Source organism: Streptomyces sp. NBC_01268, from assembly GCF_036240795.1.
Lineage (GTDB): Bacteria > Actinomycetota > Actinomycetes > Streptomycetales > Streptomycetaceae > Streptomyces.
This window is the reverse complement of sequence record NZ_CP108454.1, coordinates 8,224,337-8,242,057: the sequence shown is the minus strand read 5'-3', so window position 1 is coordinate 8,242,057 and position 17,721 is coordinate 8,224,337. Positions and strand designations below refer to the sequence as shown.

Below are 17,721 nucleotides of genomic sequence, written 5' to 3'. Positions count from 1 at the left end.
GTCAGGCCCTGAGAGGCCCGCGGCTGAAATGGGGCCCCGTGAAGCCGCTGGATGTCGTGCTGCTGGTCCTAGTCGCGGGTGTCCTCGTGGTCGCCGCCGTCTCCCTGTTCATGGTCAGGAAGGGCAGAGGGGGCGAGCAGCAAGAGGACCGCGACCCTGACGCGTTCCGCTCCGCGACCGGACTCATCGCGGTCGTGGCCAGTGACCTCGCCATTGTCGTCGCCGGGATTTGGGGTTTGGCGAACCTGGGGAAGAACGGCGAACACGTCGTCCCCATCCTCACCAGTGCCTTCACCGCCGTTACGGCGATCACCACGGCGTACTTCGGGATCAAGGCGGTCGCAAACACGGCGAGGGAAGCCATCGGTGCCGAAGCGCGGGCAAGACTACAGGGGCCTGCCGGACCTCAGGGTGAGACCGGCCCGCAAGGGCTACCGGGTGACCGGGGTCCACGAGGGCCAAAGGGCCCCCCGCGTCCGGTCAAGTCACCTCCGAAAGCCACATCACCACGGGCGCGGGGCCTCAAGAGCCAACATGTCGATGACGTCGTATCCACCGGGCCCAGCGAGCGAGCACTTCCAGACTTCCTGGAGCGCGATTCACAGTGATCACACGTGCCGAATGAGGATCGCGCGTGCGGGGTCCTCGCGCGTGCGGGGTCCTCGCGCGTGCGGGGTCCTCGCGCGTGCGTGGTCCGCGCCGCCCCCGGCGGGAAGAGGAACCAGTCCGCCGGCCCTTCCATGGCCGTCGCTGCCCGGTGGGCCCGACGTCATGTCTGGCCCACCGGGTCGTTCTCACTGAACGCCCTCGGCGGGGTTCAGCGGCATAGGGCGGCGTCCGCGGCACGTTCGAGGTTCTTCCTGCCCGCCTCGTCGGTGAGCTGCATGGTGACCGCGACATGAGCGGCGCGGCCGTCGTCGGTGGCGCCGCCCCGGGTCTCGTACCCCGGGAAGCTGCCGCCGTGGCCCCAGGAGAGGCCGCCGCAGGGCAGCGGCCTACTGACGAGTCCGAGTCCGTAGCGGGAGCCGGAGCCGAAGGTCGCTTCGGCGGGGACGGTGGAGCGCATCTGGGCAAGCTGGGCCGCGGGCAGGAGGCGGCCGACCAGGAGTGCGGTGAAGAAACGGTTGAGGTCGGAGCTGGTGGAGACCATCTGTCCGGCCGCCCAGCCCCAGGAGGGATCCGTCTCCGTGATGTCGCGCAGCCGCGCGTCCGCCGATTCCCGGTAGTAGCCGTGGGGGTGGCGCTCCCGGATGCTCGCGTCACCTGGGGCGGGGAAGTAGGTGTGGCGCAGCCCGATGCGCTTGATGATGCGCCGGTCCAGCTCCTCGCCCAGAGGGCGGCCGGTGACCTTCTGGACGATCAGGCCTGCGAGCACGTAGTTGGTGTTGCTGTACTTCCAACGCGTCCTGGGAGGGAAGTCGGCCGGGTGCCGGAGGGCTGTGGCGAGCAGTTCACGGGGCGCGTAGTACCGGACGTCGTCCCCGAGGTAGTTGCTGTAGTTGGGGAGTCCGCTGGTGTGCTGGAGGAGCTGGCGGACGGTGATGCGCCGTCCGTCGATCCCCTCGCCACGGACGAGGCCGGGCAGGTAGGTGTCGACGGACGCGTCGAGGCCGACCTTCCCTTCGGCGACCAACTGCAGGACGACGACCGCGGTGAACGTCTTGGTGTTGCTGCCGATCCGCACCTGACCGTCCTTGGGCACCTTCGAGCCGGTGGCCACGTCGCCGACCCCAGCGGTGTACGTGCGGGTTCGGCCGCTGCGATCTTGGACGCTCGCCAGCGCGGCGGGCATCCCGTCGTCGCGCACCAGCGCGTTCAGGCTCTGCTGAACGGCGCCTGGGCCGGCGGCGACAGTGGAGGCGGCGGGCGGGGCGAGGGCGCCCTGCGTCATGACGCCGATGGCCACCGCGGCCGCGGCGCACAGGGTTCGCCGCCACCTGCCGCCCTGCTGCCGACCCGGCGAGCAAAGCCCTTGCCGTGTCTGTCCACGCATGAGTCAACTCCTGAGGAATCGTTGGATCGTCGTTCGGGCCACCGGGTTGCCGGGTGCCTGATTCATCCGCACAGGGCCCTGTCCACGGCGTCCTTCACGTGCTGCGTGGCACCCTCGTCCGTCGGGATGCTGGTGACCGCGACGTTGGCGGCGCGGCCGTCGTCGGTGACGCCGCCCCGGGTCTCGAACCCCGCGATGTCACCGCCGTGGCCCCAGTAGACGCCGCCGCACGACAGCGGCCTGCTGGTGAGCCCGAGTCCGTAGCGGAGTCCGGAGGGCCCGCCGACGGCGACGGTGGTGCGCATCTGGGCAAGCTGGGCGGCCGGGAGGAGGCGGCCGCCGAGGAGTGCGCCGAAGAACCGGTTGAGGTCGGAGTTGGTGGAGATCAACTGGCCTGCGGCCCATGCCCACGAAGGGTCCATCTGCGTGAATTCGCGCAGCGGTCCGTCCGCCGGGTTGCGGTGGTATCCCTTGGGGTGCGGCTCCCGGATGGTCATGTCGCCGGGGGCGGGGAAGTAGGTGTGGCGCAGCCCGGCCGGCTTGATGATGCGGCGGTCGATCTGCTCGGCGAGGGGGCGGCCGGTGACCTTCTGGATGATCAGGCCGGCCAGGACGTAGTTCGTGTTGCTGTACCCCCAGGTCGTCCCGGGGGCCGCGTCGGCCGGGTACCGGAGGGCGATGTCGAGCAGCTCTCGGGGCTCGGTGTACCGGTACCTGATCTCGTCGTCGTCGATGTGGTTGCCGTACTCGGGGAGTCCGCTGGTGTGCTGGAGGAGCTGGCGGACGGTGATGTTGCGCCCGTCGATCCCCTCCCCGCGGACGAGGCCGGGCAGGTAGGTGTCGACGGGCGCGTCGAGGCCGACCTTCCCTTCGGCGACCAGCTGCAGGACGACGACCGCAGTGAACGTCTTGGTGTTGCTGCCGATCCGCACCTGACCGTCCTTGGGCACCTTCGAGCCGGTGGCCAGGTCGCCGACCCCTGCGGTGTACGTGCGGGTTCGGCCGTTCCGGTCCTGGACGCTCGCCAGCGCGGCGGGCATCCCGTCGTCGCGCACCAGCGCGTTCAGGCTCTGCTGAACGGCGTCCGGCCTGGCGGCGGCAGGTGTGGCGGCGGAATCGGAGGCGGCGGGCGGGGCGAGGGTACCCAGCGTCATGACGCCGACGGCCACCGCGGCCGCGGCCGACACGGCGCGTCGCCGCCTGCTGCCCTGCTGCCGGATCGAGGAAGGAAAGCCCTGCCGGGACTGAGTACGCATGTGTCAACTCCTGAGGAAGTGTGTCGGGTCGAGGCACGATCCTGGCTTCCAAGGCCCTCCGACTGCATCGCGGGAAGGCGGGAGAAGACGCTCCCTCGATCGGGGGAGGCTGCCGCCGGGCTGCCCGGCGATACTGACGACCATGATCAGGATGATCCGGCCGCTGCTGCGCGGCTCCACGTATTCGGGTGTGCTGTTCGCCTATTGCGGCGCGCTGGCGAGCCTTCCCCTGCTGCCCCTCGCCCTCTTGCCGGCGCTCTCATGGCCATCCGCACCCGAGAGCGCGCAGATCATCCTGGTCCTGTCGGTCTGGGCGGCGCTGGTCGGCGCGGTCGGACTGGCGCGCCCCGTACGGCGGGCGCTGGTCGTGTCCGCCCGCCGGCTGCTGCGGGTGCCCATGCCGAATCCGGCGGCCGGTCGCCGGACCTCCGGTCCCCTCGGCCTCGACCGCTGGCGGACCCCTCTCTGGCTGGTGCTGCACGTGGCCGTCGGGTGGACGGGGGCGCTGGCGAGCGGCGTGCTCCTCATCATGGGGGTTTCTCTGCCGGGGAACTGGCTCGGTGGCGAGGCGCGGGTGAGCCTGTTCGGCACGTCGGTCCAGGTGTCGGGCGTATGGAGCTGGGTGGCGGCGGCCGTGTGCATCCTGCTGGCGGTGACCGTCTGCGTACTTGTGACGAAGTCCCTTCGGTGGTCGGCGCCACGACTGCTGGGACCGTCGGCTGCCGAACGGCTCGCGCTCGCTGCCGAGCGGGAACTTCTCCTGGCCGAACGCAACCGGATCGCCCACGAGTTGCACGACTCCATCGGGCACACGCTGACGGCGGCCACCATCCAGGCGGCGGTGGCGGGCGAGGTGCTCTCCGCCGACCCGACGGCGGCGCGGGCAGCGATGCGCAGCATCGAGGAGTCGACTCGGGCCGCGCTGGAGGACCTGGACTACGTACTCGGAGTCCTCCGCGAGGAACAGTCGGGGACGGCGCCGACCCGGACCCTGGCCGACCTCCCCGAGCTGCTGGACCGCCTGCGGCACACGGGGGCCGTGGTGGAACCCGAGCTGTCGGGCGAGCTGGCGCAGGTGCAGGGGACGCTCTCCCGGGCGGCGTACCGGGTCCTTCAGGAGGGTCTGACGAACGCGCTGCGCCACGGGTCGGGCGGCCCGATCGAGGTCCGGGTGGCGGTCGGGCCGGAGGCGCTGGATCTCACGGTGGTCAACGGGACCGGGGCACGTACGTGCCCGGGCCCGGCAGCCTTCCCGACCTCCGGCCACGGACTGCCCGGACTTGCCGAGCGCGTCCGGCTGCTGCACGGCGAGTTTCAGGCCGGTCCGGACGGGACGCAGCATTGGCGGCTGGCCGTCCGGCTGCCGGTACGGGGGTCGGTGTGAGTGGATCCGACGCGGGCGAAGGCACGGTCATGCCTGCCGTCACCCTCCTGATCGCGGACGACGACGAGGTCACCCGCAGCGGCCTGTGCCTGCTGCTTGCCGCACAGCCGGGGATCGCGGTGGTCGGCGAGGCCGCTGATGGCGTCGAGGCGGTCGAACGGGCGCGGAGCCTGCGGCCGGACGTGGTCCTGATGGACGTCCGGATGCCGCGTCTCAACGGGATCGAGGCCACCCGCACACTGCTGGCCGAAGCGGCCGACCCGCCGAAGGTCGTGGTGATCACCACCTTCGAGAACGACGGGTACGTCACCGCCGCCCTCAGCGCGGGCGCCAGCGGCTTCGTCCTCAAGCGCCTCCCGGTCCGCCAGATCGCCGAGGCGGTCTGCGTGGTGGCGGCCGGCGAAGCGGTCCTCTTTCCGGCCGCGCTGGGCCGCATGGTCGCCCCCCGCCCGCTGGGCTCCGCCGAGGCACTGCCGCAGGCCGCCCTCACCGGCCGGGAGGAGGAGGTGCTGCGCCTGATGGCCACCGGACTCTCCAATCCGGAGATCGCGCAAACCCTCACGGTGAGCCTGGAGACGGTCAAGACCCACGTCGGAAACGTGCTGACCAAGCTCCGCGCGCAGAACCGGACCCACGCGGTCGTGATCGCATACGAGTCCGGCCTGGTGGTCCCGGGCTTCCCCGGCTGACCGGCTTCCGCTCCCCTGATGTGACCGATCCTCGCGAGGGGCGTCTCAGCGATGTCGTCCCAGCCGCCCATGCGTTCCATCCTCCGGGCTGGAGGCGGGCGGTCTCGCTGGAGTGGCAGGGCCGCAGAGTCCGCGACCGTTGGCCGGGGCGTCGGGGGCGAGGCCTTGCTCGACGGGCTCGCGTCGGCTGAGGGGGCGGCGTGAGCGCTGCGCGCGGTGTTGCACAGGACGCAGATCGGGTCCCGTGCGAGGACACCGGGCCGGAACCGGGACTCGTGTGCGCCGCCGTAGCCTCGCTGCCGGGCGCTACGGTGACGGCGACGGCGCGGCAGCGACGTACGGGCCCGCCGCCGGAGGTGACGCTGCGCCCGGGCGGCGAGAGCCGGCCGTGGCGAAGGGCCTCGGACGACGAGTAGGCGTACGGCCTGTTGCAGGCTCGGGGCCGAGGTTCTCAGTCGGAGGCGCCGGGGGTACAGGGTGTGCGCTTAGATCTTGCCCGGCCCGGTGCCCTGATTGGCGAGGGCCGCGGTGACCTTGCCGGTCCCGTCGATGTGCTCAGAGAGCAGTCCGGCCTTCAAAGACCGCGTACCACGTCCCTGATGGCTGACCCTCATAGTCGCCGGTATGTCGGTGCCGACCGCGGCTTCTCCCTTGCCCTCCACGACTGGCACCTTCGACGCGGAGGAGGGCAACTGGCCCGGCTTCGAGCGGGTCGGTTTGAAATGTTGCATTCGGGCGAGACGCGGATGGTAGGGGGAACGAACGACTGTTTGGAGATTGCGCATGTCCGTGGTGAAGAGCCCGCTGTCCGAGGCCGAGCTGAAGACGGTTGGAGGCGCCCTGCAAGGGGCGCTGGTCGACCTGGTCGATCTGGCCCTAGTGGCCAAGCAGGTGCACTGGAACGTGGTCGGCCCTCGCTTCCGCTCGGTCCACCTCCAGCTCGACGAGGTCGTCACCACCGCCCGTACCCATTCCGACACCGTGGCCGAACGCGCCTCCGCGATCGGGGTGAACCCGGACGGCCGTGCGTCGACGGTGGCGTCCGGGAGCATCATCGGCCCCGTTCCCGAGGGATGGATCAAGGACGAGGAGGCCGTACGGATCCTCGTGGACGCACTCGGCGCGGTCGTGGCACGGATGCGTGAGCGCATCAACGTGACGGGTGACCCGGATCCGGTGAGCCAGGACCTTCTGATCGCGCTCACGGCCGACCTCGAGAAGCACAGCTGGATGTACCAGGCGGAGAGTGCCTGATGGCGGCGGCGCTGTCCACGACCCGACGCCCGACGGCGGATTCGACTTCTTCCGTCCGCTTCCAGTAGTCACGTGGCATGGAGCTTGGCGTAGGCCGTTTTGAAGTCCGTGCTCGTCTTGAGCCGGTGGCAGCCCCGGCACAGCACTTGAACGTTGCCGTCCGTGTCGGTCCCTCCCATCGGGGGGGGCCGAGCATGGTCCTCCGACACTCGCGGGAGTGGCGGAGGGCCGCTGCGTCTGGCCGGCGAGCTGCGCCTGGATAGGGCCGCTGCCGGCCCTCTCGGCCGGACTCCTCCGTTCCACCGTCGCGAACGCCCCGGCCGGGCCCAGACCGTCGCCCACGGACACGACCTCGCCAACACGCTCCAGCCCGCAACCTCAGCCGCCGCGAGCACACGTCCGACATGGTCCACACCGTCGCCGGCCTGCTCTCCCGCCGGCAGACGGCAGACCGGATGCCCACACGGAAGAGGTGAACACCTAGCCGCGCTGACAGCCCCGACGTCTCCCCGCTCACCGTGCACGAGCTCGTCAGGTGCCCGTGGCGGTCAGCTCCCCCACCCAGTGCCCGGCTTCAAAGAGGGGTGTGTCGGCGCCGCGGAGGGGACCGCTCGACAGCTTCCGCTTTCCCTTGTCCTTGCTCTCCCAGAACGTCAAGGCGGAGGTGCTCTTGGCGCAGCCCGACGGCTGCTTGCTGTCGGCGAGTTCCGCGGGCGCGGTGCGGATCCGGGCCGACTCCTGGGAGAACACCTCCGCCTTGTACGCGCACCTCTCCCCCACCACGTTGGTGGACACGAGACGGATGTCGCGCCGCGTCGCCCCCTCGCCCATCGTGACTTCGAAGCGGTAGGTGCCGTCCTCTCCCCGGCCGCCCCACGAGCCTCGGAAGTTCTCTGGCAGCGCGCCCTTGGCGGGCGGTACCTTCTCGAACATCTCAGGTTCGTAGGAAGTGGTCCCGTCGTTCTGGTGGTCGTAGAAGCCCGGGTCGTCCTCCCACTCGAACGCGCCGTTCCATACCGCTACGAACGCCCCCGTGCCGTCCGGGGCGGAGGAGCCGTAGTCATCGGTGTTGTCCTCACAATGTTCTGCCTCTGACGTGGGGCTTGCCCTCTTCAGCCGGCTCGAGCCGAGCGCGATCGCGTCGCTCTTGGAGCCGGTGATGGTGCTCTCCCAGACGCACAGCCGCTCCTCGTTCAGCAGGGAGTACTCGGCGGTGCCCTTCGCGTCGATGAGGAGGCGTGCGAGCACCCCCTCGATGCGAAGACCGTCCTTGTCCCTCAGGTCGAGAGGCGCCTCCCAGCTCCCCTGCAACGCTTTCGGAGCACTCAGCGACGGTGAGTCCCCCGCCCCGCCCTGCCACGGGCGGAGCGCGAGCAGGCTGCCGACGGTGAGGAGGACCACGACCGCTGCCGCCCCTGCCACGACGGCCGGGCGACGCCGCAGGTCCGGGGGCTGCGCCGGAACGTGCGAGCGTGCCGATTCGCTGTATCCCGGCCCCACCGTGGGCGCGTACGCGAGTGCGTCCGACGGGGACGCGGCGGGCGCTCGCGCGGGCTGACGCTCGGGGGGCTTCTGCACGGGCCGAGTTGCGGCGGGAGCGTGCGCGGGCCGGGCTGTGGGCACGGGCCGCGCAGGCGCCGACGGAGGGGGACCCTGGCCCGGCACGAGGGCCGTGTGCGGCCGCAGCGGGTCGAAGTCCAGCAATTGCGCTGCGTGCCGTCCCAGTTGCCCGAGCAACGCGCCTGGCAGCCATTCGTCGGCGCCTTCTGTGGCGGTGCGGGCGGCGACCTGCTCTGGCGTGGGACGTTGTGTCGGGTCTTTCTGCAGGCACGCCCGTACGAGTCCGAGGAGCGCCTCCGGCAGCCCGTCCAGGTCCGGCTCCTCCTCGGCGACCCGGAACAACTGGGCGTGCAGCCCGTGGCCGGTCGCGTCGAAGGGCTGTCGTCCCGTGGCCGCGTAAGCGAGGACGGACCCCAGGGAGAACACATCGGAGGCGGGGGTGACGTGGAGACCGCGCACCTGCTCCGGCGACATGAAGCCCGGCGAGCCGATCACCATGCCCGTGCGGGTCTGCAGGCTGTCCCCGCTGATGCTGTCCAGCGCCCGGGCGATGCCGAAGTCGATGACCCTGGGCCCGTCCACGGTGACCAGAACATTGGACGGCTTGAGGTCGCGGTGGACCAGGCCTGCGTCGTGGATGGCCTGCAGGGCGAGCGCGAGCCGGTTGGCCATGACCCGTACCGACTGTTCGGGCAACGGCCCGTGCTGCTCGGCCACGACGGCGTGCAGATCGGGTCCGGGAATGTACTGGGTCGCGACCCAGGGCGTCTCCGCGTCCGTGTCAGTGTCGAGGACTGCCGCGGTCCAGGACCCACCGACCCGCTTCGCGGCGGTGACCTCCCGCGCGAACCGCGCGCGGAATTCGGCGTGTTGGGCGAACTCGGCCTGCACCACCTTCACCGCGACGGTGCGCCCGCCTTCGGAACGGGCGAGGTAGACCCGGCCCATGCCGCCGGCGCCTAAGCGGGCAATGAGGCGGTAGGGGCCTATGCGAGGCGGGTCTTCGGCGGTCAACTGGTCCACGAGGAGAGAGGGTAGTCCAACTGACCGGCGCCGATGGGTCCGACGGCCTTCTTCCAGAGCGGTCGGCCGTCGGACCTGGCGTGTCCTCGCCTGACGTGCAGCCAGCGCGAATCGCCCCCTTCTCGGCGGGCATGGCTGGGATTCGGACACCGCTGCCCGCAAGCCCAGCCGCACCCTGCTCGTGCGGAGGGTCTGCGATGTGGGCTCCGGTTCGGGCGCGGATGTGATGCGCAGGAGCCCGCCTGGTTCTGTGGGGGTGTGGAGGCCTGCGGCCTGGGAGATCGCGGCAGGAAGCCCGACAGCAACGCCACCGACAAGGCGTACTGCGACCGACCCTCCCCCGAGTCCCTCCCCGCTACGACCGGCGCAGGTACGTCTACCCCGGCACCGCAGCCGCCGCAGCCCTCACCGTGGGGCTCCGCACGTGATCGCCCGGACACGTCCTAGTCACCGCCCTTGTTGATCCACGCGTCGAGGGCGCCATTGCGAGCGATCTTGACCCAGTCGGCCCGGCCGTCGCTGTCCAGGTGAGGCAGGGCGACCACTCCGCCGGTGCCGCGGGCGATCTTGCCTCGCTCGGTCCAGTCGCTGCGGCCGGTGTTGAACCAGGCGTTGGGAACGCCATCTCCGTCAAGGGCGATGTAGTCGTCCTTGCCGTCGCCGTTGAGGTCCGCGAACTCGATCTGCTTGTTGGTGCGGGCCTTGAGGTTGGTCAGGATCGCACCGCCCGGTTCCCAGCCGTCGTGCCCGGGGGTGTCGCCGCCCCGGTTGTAGAAGACGTCGACCTTCGTTCCGAAGTCGAGCAGCCGTACGTAGTCCGCCTGGCCGTCGCCGTCGATGTCGGCGAACCTGATCCGGTCCACCGGTGTGTCCGTCCCCCGCCCGTAGTTCGGGTGCGGTTCCCAGCCGGGCCTCCACCCGGCGGCGTCCACGGTGTCGCCACCCCGGTTGATGTAGGCGTCGATCGTGTGATCGGGGCGGATGACGAGGTAGTCGTCCTGGTGGTCGCGGTTGAGGTCCGCGAAGAAGACCCGGTCGGGTCCGTGTCCGGTTCCCATGGCGATCTCGCCGCGGTACGTCCAGGCGATCCTGCCGTGGTCGTCGCGGTTCAGCCAGACGGTCGCCGCGCCGGTCGGGGAGACCCAGACGATGTCGCTACGGCCGTCCCCGTCGAGGTCGGGGTACTTCATCGCACCCGCGACGTCCGGGTCACCCGGCAGCCCGTCCCAGATCCTTCCCTTCGGCTCGTACCCTCCGCGCGGCCCCCCGGGGTCGCCCGGGGGCGCCGCCTCACGCACCCAGCCGTTGTCGAGCGCGGAGCCGACGCCGGCGACGAAGGCGTCGGCGATCTTGCGGTATCCGGCGTCGCTGGGGTGCACCTCGTCGACCAGGTCGCCGGTCGTCACCGCGCTCAGGTCGACCCTGACCATGTGGTCGCCCGTGGCGATCCGCGCGTCCAGCATCTGCGCGACGGACGCGTTGTAGACGTCGATCCGCTGTTGGATCGCCCGGTTCGTCGAGGGTGTCAGCAGGCCCACCACGATCGTCACGCCGGGGGACCCCTGGTAGATCTGGTCGATCAGCCTGCTCAGCCGGGCCGGGGCGTTCGCGACGTCGACGTCGCGCACCATGTCGTTCGTCCCGGCGAGCAGCGTCACCACGTTGGGCCGCATCTGCGGAACGGCGTCGGAGGCCTCGGCGGCGATCTGGTCGATGGTGTAGCCGGGCCAGCCCTCGTGGTCGGGATCGGGGATGCCGATCCCGTTCCTGCGCTCACCGACCATGTCCCGTTTGAACGGCAGGTCGTACCAAGGCGAGAGGATGTCGTTTCCGAACAGCTCGTTCTGGCTGATCTTGCCCAGGCCGTCCTGGATCTCGTCGCGCGCCCCTGATTCGTTGGAGCTGCCGAGGCCTTGGGTGATCGAGTCGCCCACGGGCATCAGCCTGATGGACTTGGGCGGATCGGCGGCGGCACGCGGGTGCCCGATGGTGGTGGGCAGGTGGTCGGACGGCGGTGCCCACTGCACGACGTGCGCGTGACCGAGCTGCTGCGCGGCGGCGATGTCGCTGGTCACGAAGTAGTCCAGTCGTCCGCCTTCGCGGTGGGTCTGCACCGTGGTGTGGATGGTCCGGGCGGGCGGGAATCCCTCGCGGTCGATGATGACGTTCGGCTCGACGTTGAAGTCACCTCCGACCGTCCATTCGTACTCCACCCGCCGTTCCCGTGCCCAGGTGTCCACCTGGGTGTCGATCGCGTCGAGCAGCGGGGCGGAGTCGCCCCCACCGCCTGACAGGCCGTGCACGGTGAAGTACCAGTGGGCGCCGTACCGTACACCGAGTGCGGTGCGGCCCGCCGCGATCGGGTTCTGGACGACGTTCACCTCGTCCGGCTCGCCGTTGACGACGATCGCGAGGTTCACCCGGCCGCCCTCGCCGTTCTGCGTCAGCAGGAAGTAGACGTGGCGTTCTTCGGGGTAGGCCTGCGTGTGCAGGTTCCACACGTAGTGCCGTACGGCATGGGTGGTGATCGTCCGGTCCTCGCCGACCGTGGTGCGGATCAGATCGTCCTTGCGGGTCGAACTGTCCGCGGGAGTGGCTCCGGCCTCCTGGAGCATCACGATCCTGTACTGCCGTGCGTAGGTGCGCACGTTGTTGTACCACTTGTTGGTGTTGGGCCCCGACTCGTTGGCTCCCTGCATGTTCCAGGTCATCAGTGGGGTGCTGGCCAGGGGTCGCTGCTCGGCCGAGGCCGGCCTCGCCGGGACGATCACGAGGAACGCGGCCAGCAGGAGCAGCAGGGTGCCCAGGACGCCCGCGCCCCGGAAGCGGCGCCGGCGAAGGGCGTGGCCGGCGGTGGTGGCGGCGATCATCGGTCACCTCCGTCGTTGAGGTATCCGACGATCGCGCCGCTCCCGATCATGGCGAGGTAGTCGATCCGCCCGTCACCGTTGAGTTCGGCGAGCATGATGCGCTCCGTCGGATCGTGCGTACCGTTGGCGCCGCCGGCGTGGCCGTCGAGGAGGACACCGTCCTTGATCCCGGCGTTGGCGAGGCTGAGCAGCGTGCTGTCGGGGTACAGGAACAGCCGGTCGTCGCGGCCGTCGCAGTCGAAGTCGCCGAACTCGGGGCGGGAGGTCGCGAGCAGTGCCTTCCCCTGGGAGACCCTGCCCCAGGCCACCCACCCGTCATGGCCGGGCCGGTCGCCGCCCTCGTTGCGCCAGGCGAGCAGGTCGTCCTGCGGGGCGGACTGCGTGAGGTAGTCGTCGTCGCCGTCACCGTCGAGATCGGCGAAGTACACCTGTCCGGGCGGTGTGCCGGTGCCCCGGGCGATCTGTCCCACGGGCTTCCATCCGGGTGTGATTCCCGACGGGGTGGTGAGGTCGCCGCCTTCGTTGATCCACCCGTCGAGGGCGCCGTCGCCCTTGACGGCCAGGTAGTCGTCCTTGCCGTCGCCGTCGAGGTCGGCGAACTTGACGCGGTCGGGGGTGTATCCGGTGCCCAGCGCGATCCGGCCGCGGTAGGACCACTTGCCGTCGCGGTCGTTGCGCCACTCGCGGATGCCGCCGATCTCGTCGAGCAGCAGGCGGTCGTCGTCACCGTCTCCGTCGAGATCGGCGAAGCGGATCAGGTGAGGGTCGGTGATCCCCGGGATCGCGGGGGCGATCTCCCCCTGGGGCACCCAGCCGTGCCGCTCGCCGCAGAGCCCGAGGGCCGCCGCGTCCTGGGGCGCGGCCATCGACGGGACGACGGCGGCGACGAGGGCCAGCGCGGCGGTGACGACGAGGGAGCGGCTGCGCGGGGTCGGAGAGCTCCTCCCTCGCCGGTCGAAGCCGCTCCTGCCGAGGCCGGGGCGGGTGCGGGTGGTCAGTCGCATGAAGTGCTCCTTGGCGTGGACGGGTCGAGCCTGCCCGCCCGGGACGGTACGCCCGGGTTCGTGGTCGGGGCCCGGGCGCAAGGCTTCGGCAGGGCGCGTCCACACATGGCTCGCCGAACGCACCCGGGTCTCCAGGGGAAACCCAGTTGCCCGTGAACTGTCAAACGGAACGATCATTCTCAGCCTCGGAGAAGCAGAAGGCGATCCACCAGGTCCCGTACGGAGGGCCATGCGCGGCGGGCGGCCGCGGAGGCTTCGAACATATGGTCCGTTGGCGTCGGCAGAGCCGGGGCCGCGCCGGGGACCCGGCCGAACACCCTGCGACCGGCGCGAGGTGGGGGCCTGACAGATAGGCCGTAATCGTGCGGCTCGCAGCGGAGGAAGCCGGGTGCCCGCGCCAGGAAGCCGCCGAGCAGGCCGGCCGGTGGCTGCATGCCGGCCCCTCCCGTGAAGGGGTGCGCGTGGGATGGGCACGATCGGCGTTCACCTCCGGGTGATCGTCGACGGCGCCGATCGTGTCGGTGCCTGTCCAATGAACGTAGGCGATGCCGACGCCCACGCCGACGTCGATGACGCGCTGTCACAGCCCAGGATCGATGCGCTCGAGCGGGGCCGGCCGCGGCGGTACCGGCGTGAGCGACGACGACAGGGCCCGTGCCTTCCCAGGCCGCGCCCCGCGAGGCGTTGCCGGCCACCGGCCCGCTGGCCGGCGCTGCACCGCCGGGATCACCACGGGCCTCCCCCGGCCGGTCCGCAGACCATCACGCTGCCGACGCGAGCACCACCCGGTCACCCGGCAGCCGAAGCCCCGAACAGACGTGGCCCTGACAGACGTACGGCCCCTGCCCCTCGGCCCGGGTGCAAACGCAGCAGGCTGCGGTCGTGGGACTGCTAGATGGGTTCGGCGGCCCGCAGGAGGTAGGGCGGAAGGTAGGGGGACTCCACACGGATGGCCCAGCCGCGGCGACGGGCGTGGCAGGCCAGGGCGAGGACGTCGAGGTTGACCGAGACCTCGGGGCCGTCGGCGCGGTCGGCGACCTGGTAATAGGCGCGGTGGGCTTCGAGCGCGTCGGCCAGGGCGAGGTTGAAGCTCTCCTCGTCACCCTCCACGAGCTGCGAGAGCAGCACGGCCGGCGGCATCGCGAAGCCCCAGTCCTTGGCCTTCTCGGCCTCTTGCAGCGCCCGTTGCGCGGCCGCTTCGGGTTCGGCGCCCTTCAGGTAGGCGTGGAGGGCCGCGCGGTACGCGGTGGACGCGGATCCGTCCGGGTGGGCGAAGGTGGGGCCAGTGAGGACCAGGGGGGCGAGGTCCTCGCGCACGCCGGTGATCAGAGCGAACGTGACGGCCGTCTGCCAGTAACCGGGGCCCGCTGCCCTGCCCCGCTCGGCCGCGTAACGCAGGGTGCGTCCGCCGATGGACACCTCGACCTCCGTGTCCGGCTCCGCCAGCGCGATGCGGAAGAGGGCCGCCCCCGTCTGAGAGGCCAGTCGAAGAGTGGCGAGTTGCGCCTCCTCGACGTCGCCGGGATCGCCCGCCCGCCACAGGAACAGGCGCCTGTGGTCGTCCAAGACGCTGCACAGACGCCCGACGGCAAGGGGCTTGCCCTCGACGTGAGTGAGCGCCTCCCGGAGGTGCTCCTCGTACATGGCCTCGACCCGCTGGAGCCCGCCCCGCTCGCAGGCCGGCCGCTCCACCACCAACGGGCCCGCGCCAAGCGCGGCGACAGCGTCCGGCCGCCGGTTCCCGCCGAACCCCGCGACGCGCGGTCCCTGCGTCTCGAAGCCGGTCACCAGCGCATGCGGGAGGTAGTCGGTGCGGACGGCAGGCGCCCAGCCGAGCGTCCGGTACGCGAGCGCCGCCAGCGCGAGGGGGACCAGAGGGATGAGCGTGCTCGGGGAGGCCGCCGGGCCCTGCAGGGCGGCGTGCCGCGTCAGGAGGTCGGCAAGGGTGGCTTCGAATGTCTCCCGGTCCTCGTCGACCAGGGCGCGCAACGCGTGCAGGGCGACACTGTCCGGCCGGTCCAGAAGGGATTCACCGGTGTCAGCGGCACGGGCGCGGATACGGTCCAGGGCTCCGTCGACGGCAGCCAGCTTGGCCCGCGCGCTGGGCGGGTACTCCTGGTCGTCGCCGGTGTAGTCGAGGACCACGGCCGTCCATCCCGTGACGAGTTCACCGGCAGGCGTGCCCTGCGCCTTCTCAGCGAACTTCTGCCGGGCGAAGTGGAAGGCCTCGCCGTGCCAGTTCGCCTTGTCCCGGAGCACCGCCAGGCACAGTGCGTCGTTCCACTCCCCCGGTGTCACCCTCTCCTCGGGGGAGTCGTCACCCGGGTCATAGCTCATGCCGAAGTTGACGTACTCCAGGAACACGTTGAACGTGCAATGCGGGTGGTACGCGGCGTAGGCGACGGCGCCGGCCGCGGCCTCGGAGGCGTCCTTGAGGGCGGCTTCGGCCTCCGGGGTGTCGAGGTCGGGGGTGGCGAGGGAGAGGGCGCCCAGGTAGTCGAGGAACTCGTCCGCGATCGCCTGCCATTCGTAGGTGGCCATCCGGCCGGCCCTCGACATGGAGTGCACCTGGCGCCCGATGCGGTTGGTGAAGTCCTCGCGCGCTGCCGACACAACGGCCTCGCCCACCTGGTGACGCTCTATACGCACTGCTCTGCTCCTTGATCGATTTCTGCACCAGCCTAGGTGCGAGGTCTGACAGACCGGCGCTACGACCACGGCTTGGCCAGCAGGGCGCACATCACGGCTCCCAGGCGCCCACGGTGCGGTGAGCAGCGGCGCCGGCCGGTCGGCCTGCCAGGCCAGGCACTGCGTCGTGGCAGACAGGGCGGGCTGGTGGGGCCGGTCGGGGTGGAGGCGGAGTCGCCGGGGGCGTCGTGGTGGCACGCGGCGACTCCGTCCTACGGCGCGAGGACCGTGGCGGGCGGCGGAGCGTGGGCGCCGCCCGCCACGGTCCTGGGGCGTCAGGCGGGATGCGTCACCGCCCGTCGCGAGGCGCGGTGTCGTGCGGGTCAGTCGATGAGGACGCCCGGGTTGAGGATGTGGTGGGGGTCCAGGGCGTCCTTGGTGGCCTGAAGGGCCAGGGCGAAGGGGTTCGGGCGCTGGAGGTCGTAGGCGGGGCGGTGGTCGCGGCCCACGGCGTGGTGGTGGGTGATCGTCGCCCGGTGGTGGTGGAGGACGTCGGCGGCGACCGCCTTGATGTCGTCCCATACGGCCACCTCGTCTCCCGGGCGGCCCGCGACGGCCACCGTGAAGTAGGGGGCCGCGCCGTCGGGGTAGACGTGGGTGAGGCGGCAGTTGATCGTGGCCTGGTGGCCGGTGGCCTTCTGCGCCGCGTGTCCGATCTCCGTGCGGACGGCGTCGACCAGGGCGGGGAGCCTGTCCCAGGTGGTGGCCGTCTCGAAGGTCTCCACGACGGCGCCCATGCGGGCGAGGCCGTCGCGGAGGTAGGGCATGCGCAGGAATGTCGAGCGCCACGCGTCGACGGCCGTGGTGGAGGCGTTCCGGGGCGACGGTGCGCCAGGGGAATCCGGGGGCGTCGGTGTGCCGGGGGCGTCGTGGGGCGGTGTCGTGCCGCCGTGGGCGCGGGCCAGGTCCAGGGCGGCCTCGAGGTGGGCGTCGGTGGGCGCGGTGGCGGACTCGAAGCCGAGGACGAGGATGCTGGATCCGTCGCGCGAGGCTCCGGCCAGGAGGGCTTCTCCGGGATCCAGCAGGCGGCAGTTGGCCGGGGCGAGGTCGGACTGGGCGATGTCCCGTACCGCGTCGAGTGCCCGGCCGAAGTCGGCGAAGGCGACGGCCGCCGAGCTCTTGTGGCGCGGGCGCTGCTGGAGCCGCATCCAGGCTTCGGTGATGACGCCGAGGGTTCCCTCGGATCCGAGGAAGAGCCGGTCCGGGGAGGGGCCCGCGCCGGACGCGGGAAGACGCCAGGAGGTGCCGGTGCCCGCGGGGGTGATCACGGTGAGGGACTGGACGAAGTCGTCGATGTGCGTGCGGCCGGTGGCGTAGTGTCCGCCGGCCCTGGTGGCCAGCCAGCCGCCGAGGGTCGAGAACTCGAAGCTCTGCGGGAAGTGCCGCAGGGTCATTCCGTGCGGGCGCAGTTGGTCCTCGAGTGCGGGGCCGAGTGCGCCGGCCTGGATGCGGGCGGAGCGGCTGGTGTGGTCGATCTCCAGCACCCGGTCCATGCGGGTGGTGTCGAGTGACAGCACGGCGCGGTGGGCGTCCCCGCGGTATTCCACTCCCCCGACCACCGAGGAGCCGCCGCCGAAGGGGATCACGGCCACCTGGTGCTCGCCCGCCCAGTGCAGGAGGTCGGCCACGTCCTGGTCGCAGTGGGGGTGGGCGACCAGATCGGGGAGTCTCGCCGGTCGCCCCCGGAGGGCTCGGGCGATGTCCCGGTACGCCTTGCCCTGCGCGTGTGCGGCGCGCTCTTTGGGGTCGGCGGTGACCAGATGGGTGAGGGAGGTGGGGGGTGTCACGGCGGGGCGGCCTATGGAGAGGTCCGCGACGCGCGGTACCGGCAGGGGGCGGGACAGGGTGCCTGGCAGAAGGGCGCCGAGAGCGGCGCACTCGGCGTCGTCCGGCTGGGCGTCGGTGTATCCCCAGCCCCACCAGGAGCGGGTTCGGTCGGCGTCACGACGAGTTGGGGCGGCAGCGGCCATGCGGGTGCTCCCTGAACTCTCCATGGAATT

At 71.3% G+C, this 17,721-nt stretch carries 12 protein-coding genes; 4 read left to right on the top strand and 8 right to left on the bottom strand.

Annotated elements, in window-relative coordinates; translation table 11 throughout:
- Positions 1–38 precede the first annotated feature (38 nt).
- A complete protein-coding gene (locus tag OG309_RS36745; RefSeq protein WP_329427759.1) occupies positions 39–608 on the top strand; it encodes a hypothetical protein in 570 nt (189 codons plus the stop codon).
- Positions 609–817: 209 nt separating this feature from the next.
- On the opposite strand, the gene OG309_RS36740 is transcribed toward OG309_RS36745, so the two are convergent.
- Together OG309_RS36740 and OG309_RS36735 are read right to left on the bottom strand one after the other, a co-directional pair.
- Positions 818–1,993, bottom strand: coding sequence for a serine hydrolase domain-containing protein (locus OG309_RS36740; RefSeq protein ID WP_329427757.1), 1,176 nt, complete (start codon positions 1,991–1,993; stop codon positions 818–820).
- A gap of 62 nt (positions 1,994–2,055) precedes the next feature.
- Positions 2,056–3,249, bottom strand: a complete 1,194-nt coding sequence (locus OG309_RS36735; RefSeq protein ID WP_329427755.1) for a serine hydrolase domain-containing protein — start codon at positions 3,247–3,249, stop codon at positions 2,056–2,058.
- A 142-nt stretch (positions 3,250–3,391) separates the two neighbouring features.
- Here OG309_RS36735 and OG309_RS36730 point away from each other — a divergent pair, with 142 nt between their 5' ends.
- Entirely contained in the window at positions 3,392–4,633 is a 1,242-nt protein-coding gene (locus OG309_RS36730) for a sensor histidine kinase (RefSeq protein WP_329427754.1), read from the top strand.
- Between the two features lie 29 nt (positions 4,634–4,662).
- Positions 4,663–5,322, top strand: a complete 660-nt coding sequence (locus OG309_RS36725) for a response regulator transcription factor (protein WP_329427752.1) — start codon at positions 4,663–4,665, stop codon at positions 5,320–5,322.
- A gap of 485 nt (positions 5,323–5,807) precedes the next feature.
- Here the strand turns inward: OG309_RS36725 and OG309_RS36720 are convergent, their stop codons facing one another.
- Complete coding sequence (locus OG309_RS36720) at positions 5,808–5,984, bottom strand: hypothetical protein (protein ID WP_329427750.1); 177 nt, start codon at positions 5,982–5,984, stop codon at positions 5,808–5,810.
- Between the two features lie 121 nt (positions 5,985–6,105).
- Between OG309_RS36720 and OG309_RS36715 the strand changes: the two genes are divergently transcribed.
- A complete protein-coding gene (locus tag OG309_RS36715; RefSeq protein WP_329427748.1) occupies positions 6,106–6,576 on the top strand; it encodes a Dps family protein in 471 nt (156 codons plus the stop codon).
- 531 nt (positions 6,577–7,107) lie between these two features.
- Here the strand turns inward: OG309_RS36715 and OG309_RS36710 are convergent.
- The 5 genes from OG309_RS36710 to OG309_RS36690 form a co-directional block, all read right to left on the bottom strand.
- The gene (locus OG309_RS36710; protein WP_329427746.1) at positions 7,108–9,159 is read right to left on the bottom strand and encodes a serine/threonine-protein kinase; all 2,052 of its coding nucleotides are present in this window, start codon (positions 9,157–9,159) and stop codon (positions 7,108–7,110) included.
- 443 nt (positions 9,160–9,602) lie between these two features.
- On the bottom strand, positions 9,603–12,029 hold the full coding sequence (locus tag OG309_RS36705; protein ID WP_329427744.1) for an FG-GAP-like repeat-containing protein: 2,427 nt from the start codon (positions 12,027–12,029) through the stop codon (positions 9,603–9,605).
- Positions 12,026–13,033: an FG-GAP repeat domain-containing protein gene (locus tag OG309_RS36700; RefSeq protein WP_329427742.1), complete on the bottom strand. Its 1,008-nt coding sequence runs from the start codon at positions 13,031–13,033 to the stop codon at positions 12,026–12,028. Before OG309_RS36700 ends, OG309_RS36705 begins: the two co-directional genes overlap by 4 nt.
- A gap of 891 nt (positions 13,034–13,924) precedes the next feature.
- Positions 13,925–15,661, bottom strand: a complete 1,737-nt coding sequence (locus tag OG309_RS36695; protein WP_329428737.1) for an immunity 49 family protein — start codon at positions 15,659–15,661, stop codon at positions 13,925–13,927.
- 383 nt (positions 15,662–16,044) lie between these two features.
- Positions 16,045–17,691 carry an FAD-binding oxidoreductase gene (locus tag OG309_RS36690; RefSeq protein ID WP_329427740.1) on the bottom strand — a complete coding sequence of 549 codons (1,647 nt, stop codon included), beginning with the start codon at positions 17,689–17,691 and terminating at the stop codon, positions 16,045–16,047.
- Between the last annotated feature and the right edge of the window lie 30 nt (positions 17,692–17,721).

What these genes read in the sequence shown, in the direction of transcription:
- OG309_RS36690 (WP_329427740.1), bottom strand. Translation starts at nt 17,691, where the DNA reads ATGGCCGCTGCCGCCCCAACTCGTCGTGACGCCGACCGAACCCGCTCC.
- OG309_RS36715 (WP_329427748.1), top strand. Translation starts at nt 6,106, where the DNA reads ATGTCCGTGGTGAAGAGCCCGCTGTCCGAGGCCGAGCTGAAGACGGTT.
- OG309_RS36705 (WP_329427744.1), bottom strand. Translation starts at nt 12,029, where the DNA reads ATGATCGCCGCCACCACCGCCGGCCACGCCCTTCGCCGGCGCCGCTTC.
- OG309_RS36725 (WP_329427752.1), top strand. Translation starts at nt 4,663, where the DNA reads ATGCCTGCCGTCACCCTCCTGATCGCGGACGACGACGAGGTCACCCGC.
- OG309_RS36700 (WP_329427742.1), bottom strand. Translation starts at nt 13,033, where the DNA reads ATGCGACTGACCACCCGCACCCGCCCCGGCCTCGGCAGGAGCGGCTTC.
- OG309_RS36735 (WP_329427755.1), bottom strand. Translation starts at nt 3,249, where the DNA reads ATGCGTACTCAGTCCCGGCAGGGCTTTCCTTCCTCGATCCGGCAGCAG.
- OG309_RS36740 (WP_329427757.1), bottom strand. Translation starts at nt 1,993, where the DNA reads ATGCGTGGACAGACACGGCAAGGGCTTTGCTCGCCGGGTCGGCAGCAG.
- OG309_RS36730 (WP_329427754.1), top strand. Translation starts at nt 3,392, where the DNA reads ATGATCAGGATGATCCGGCCGCTGCTGCGCGGCTCCACGTATTCGGGT.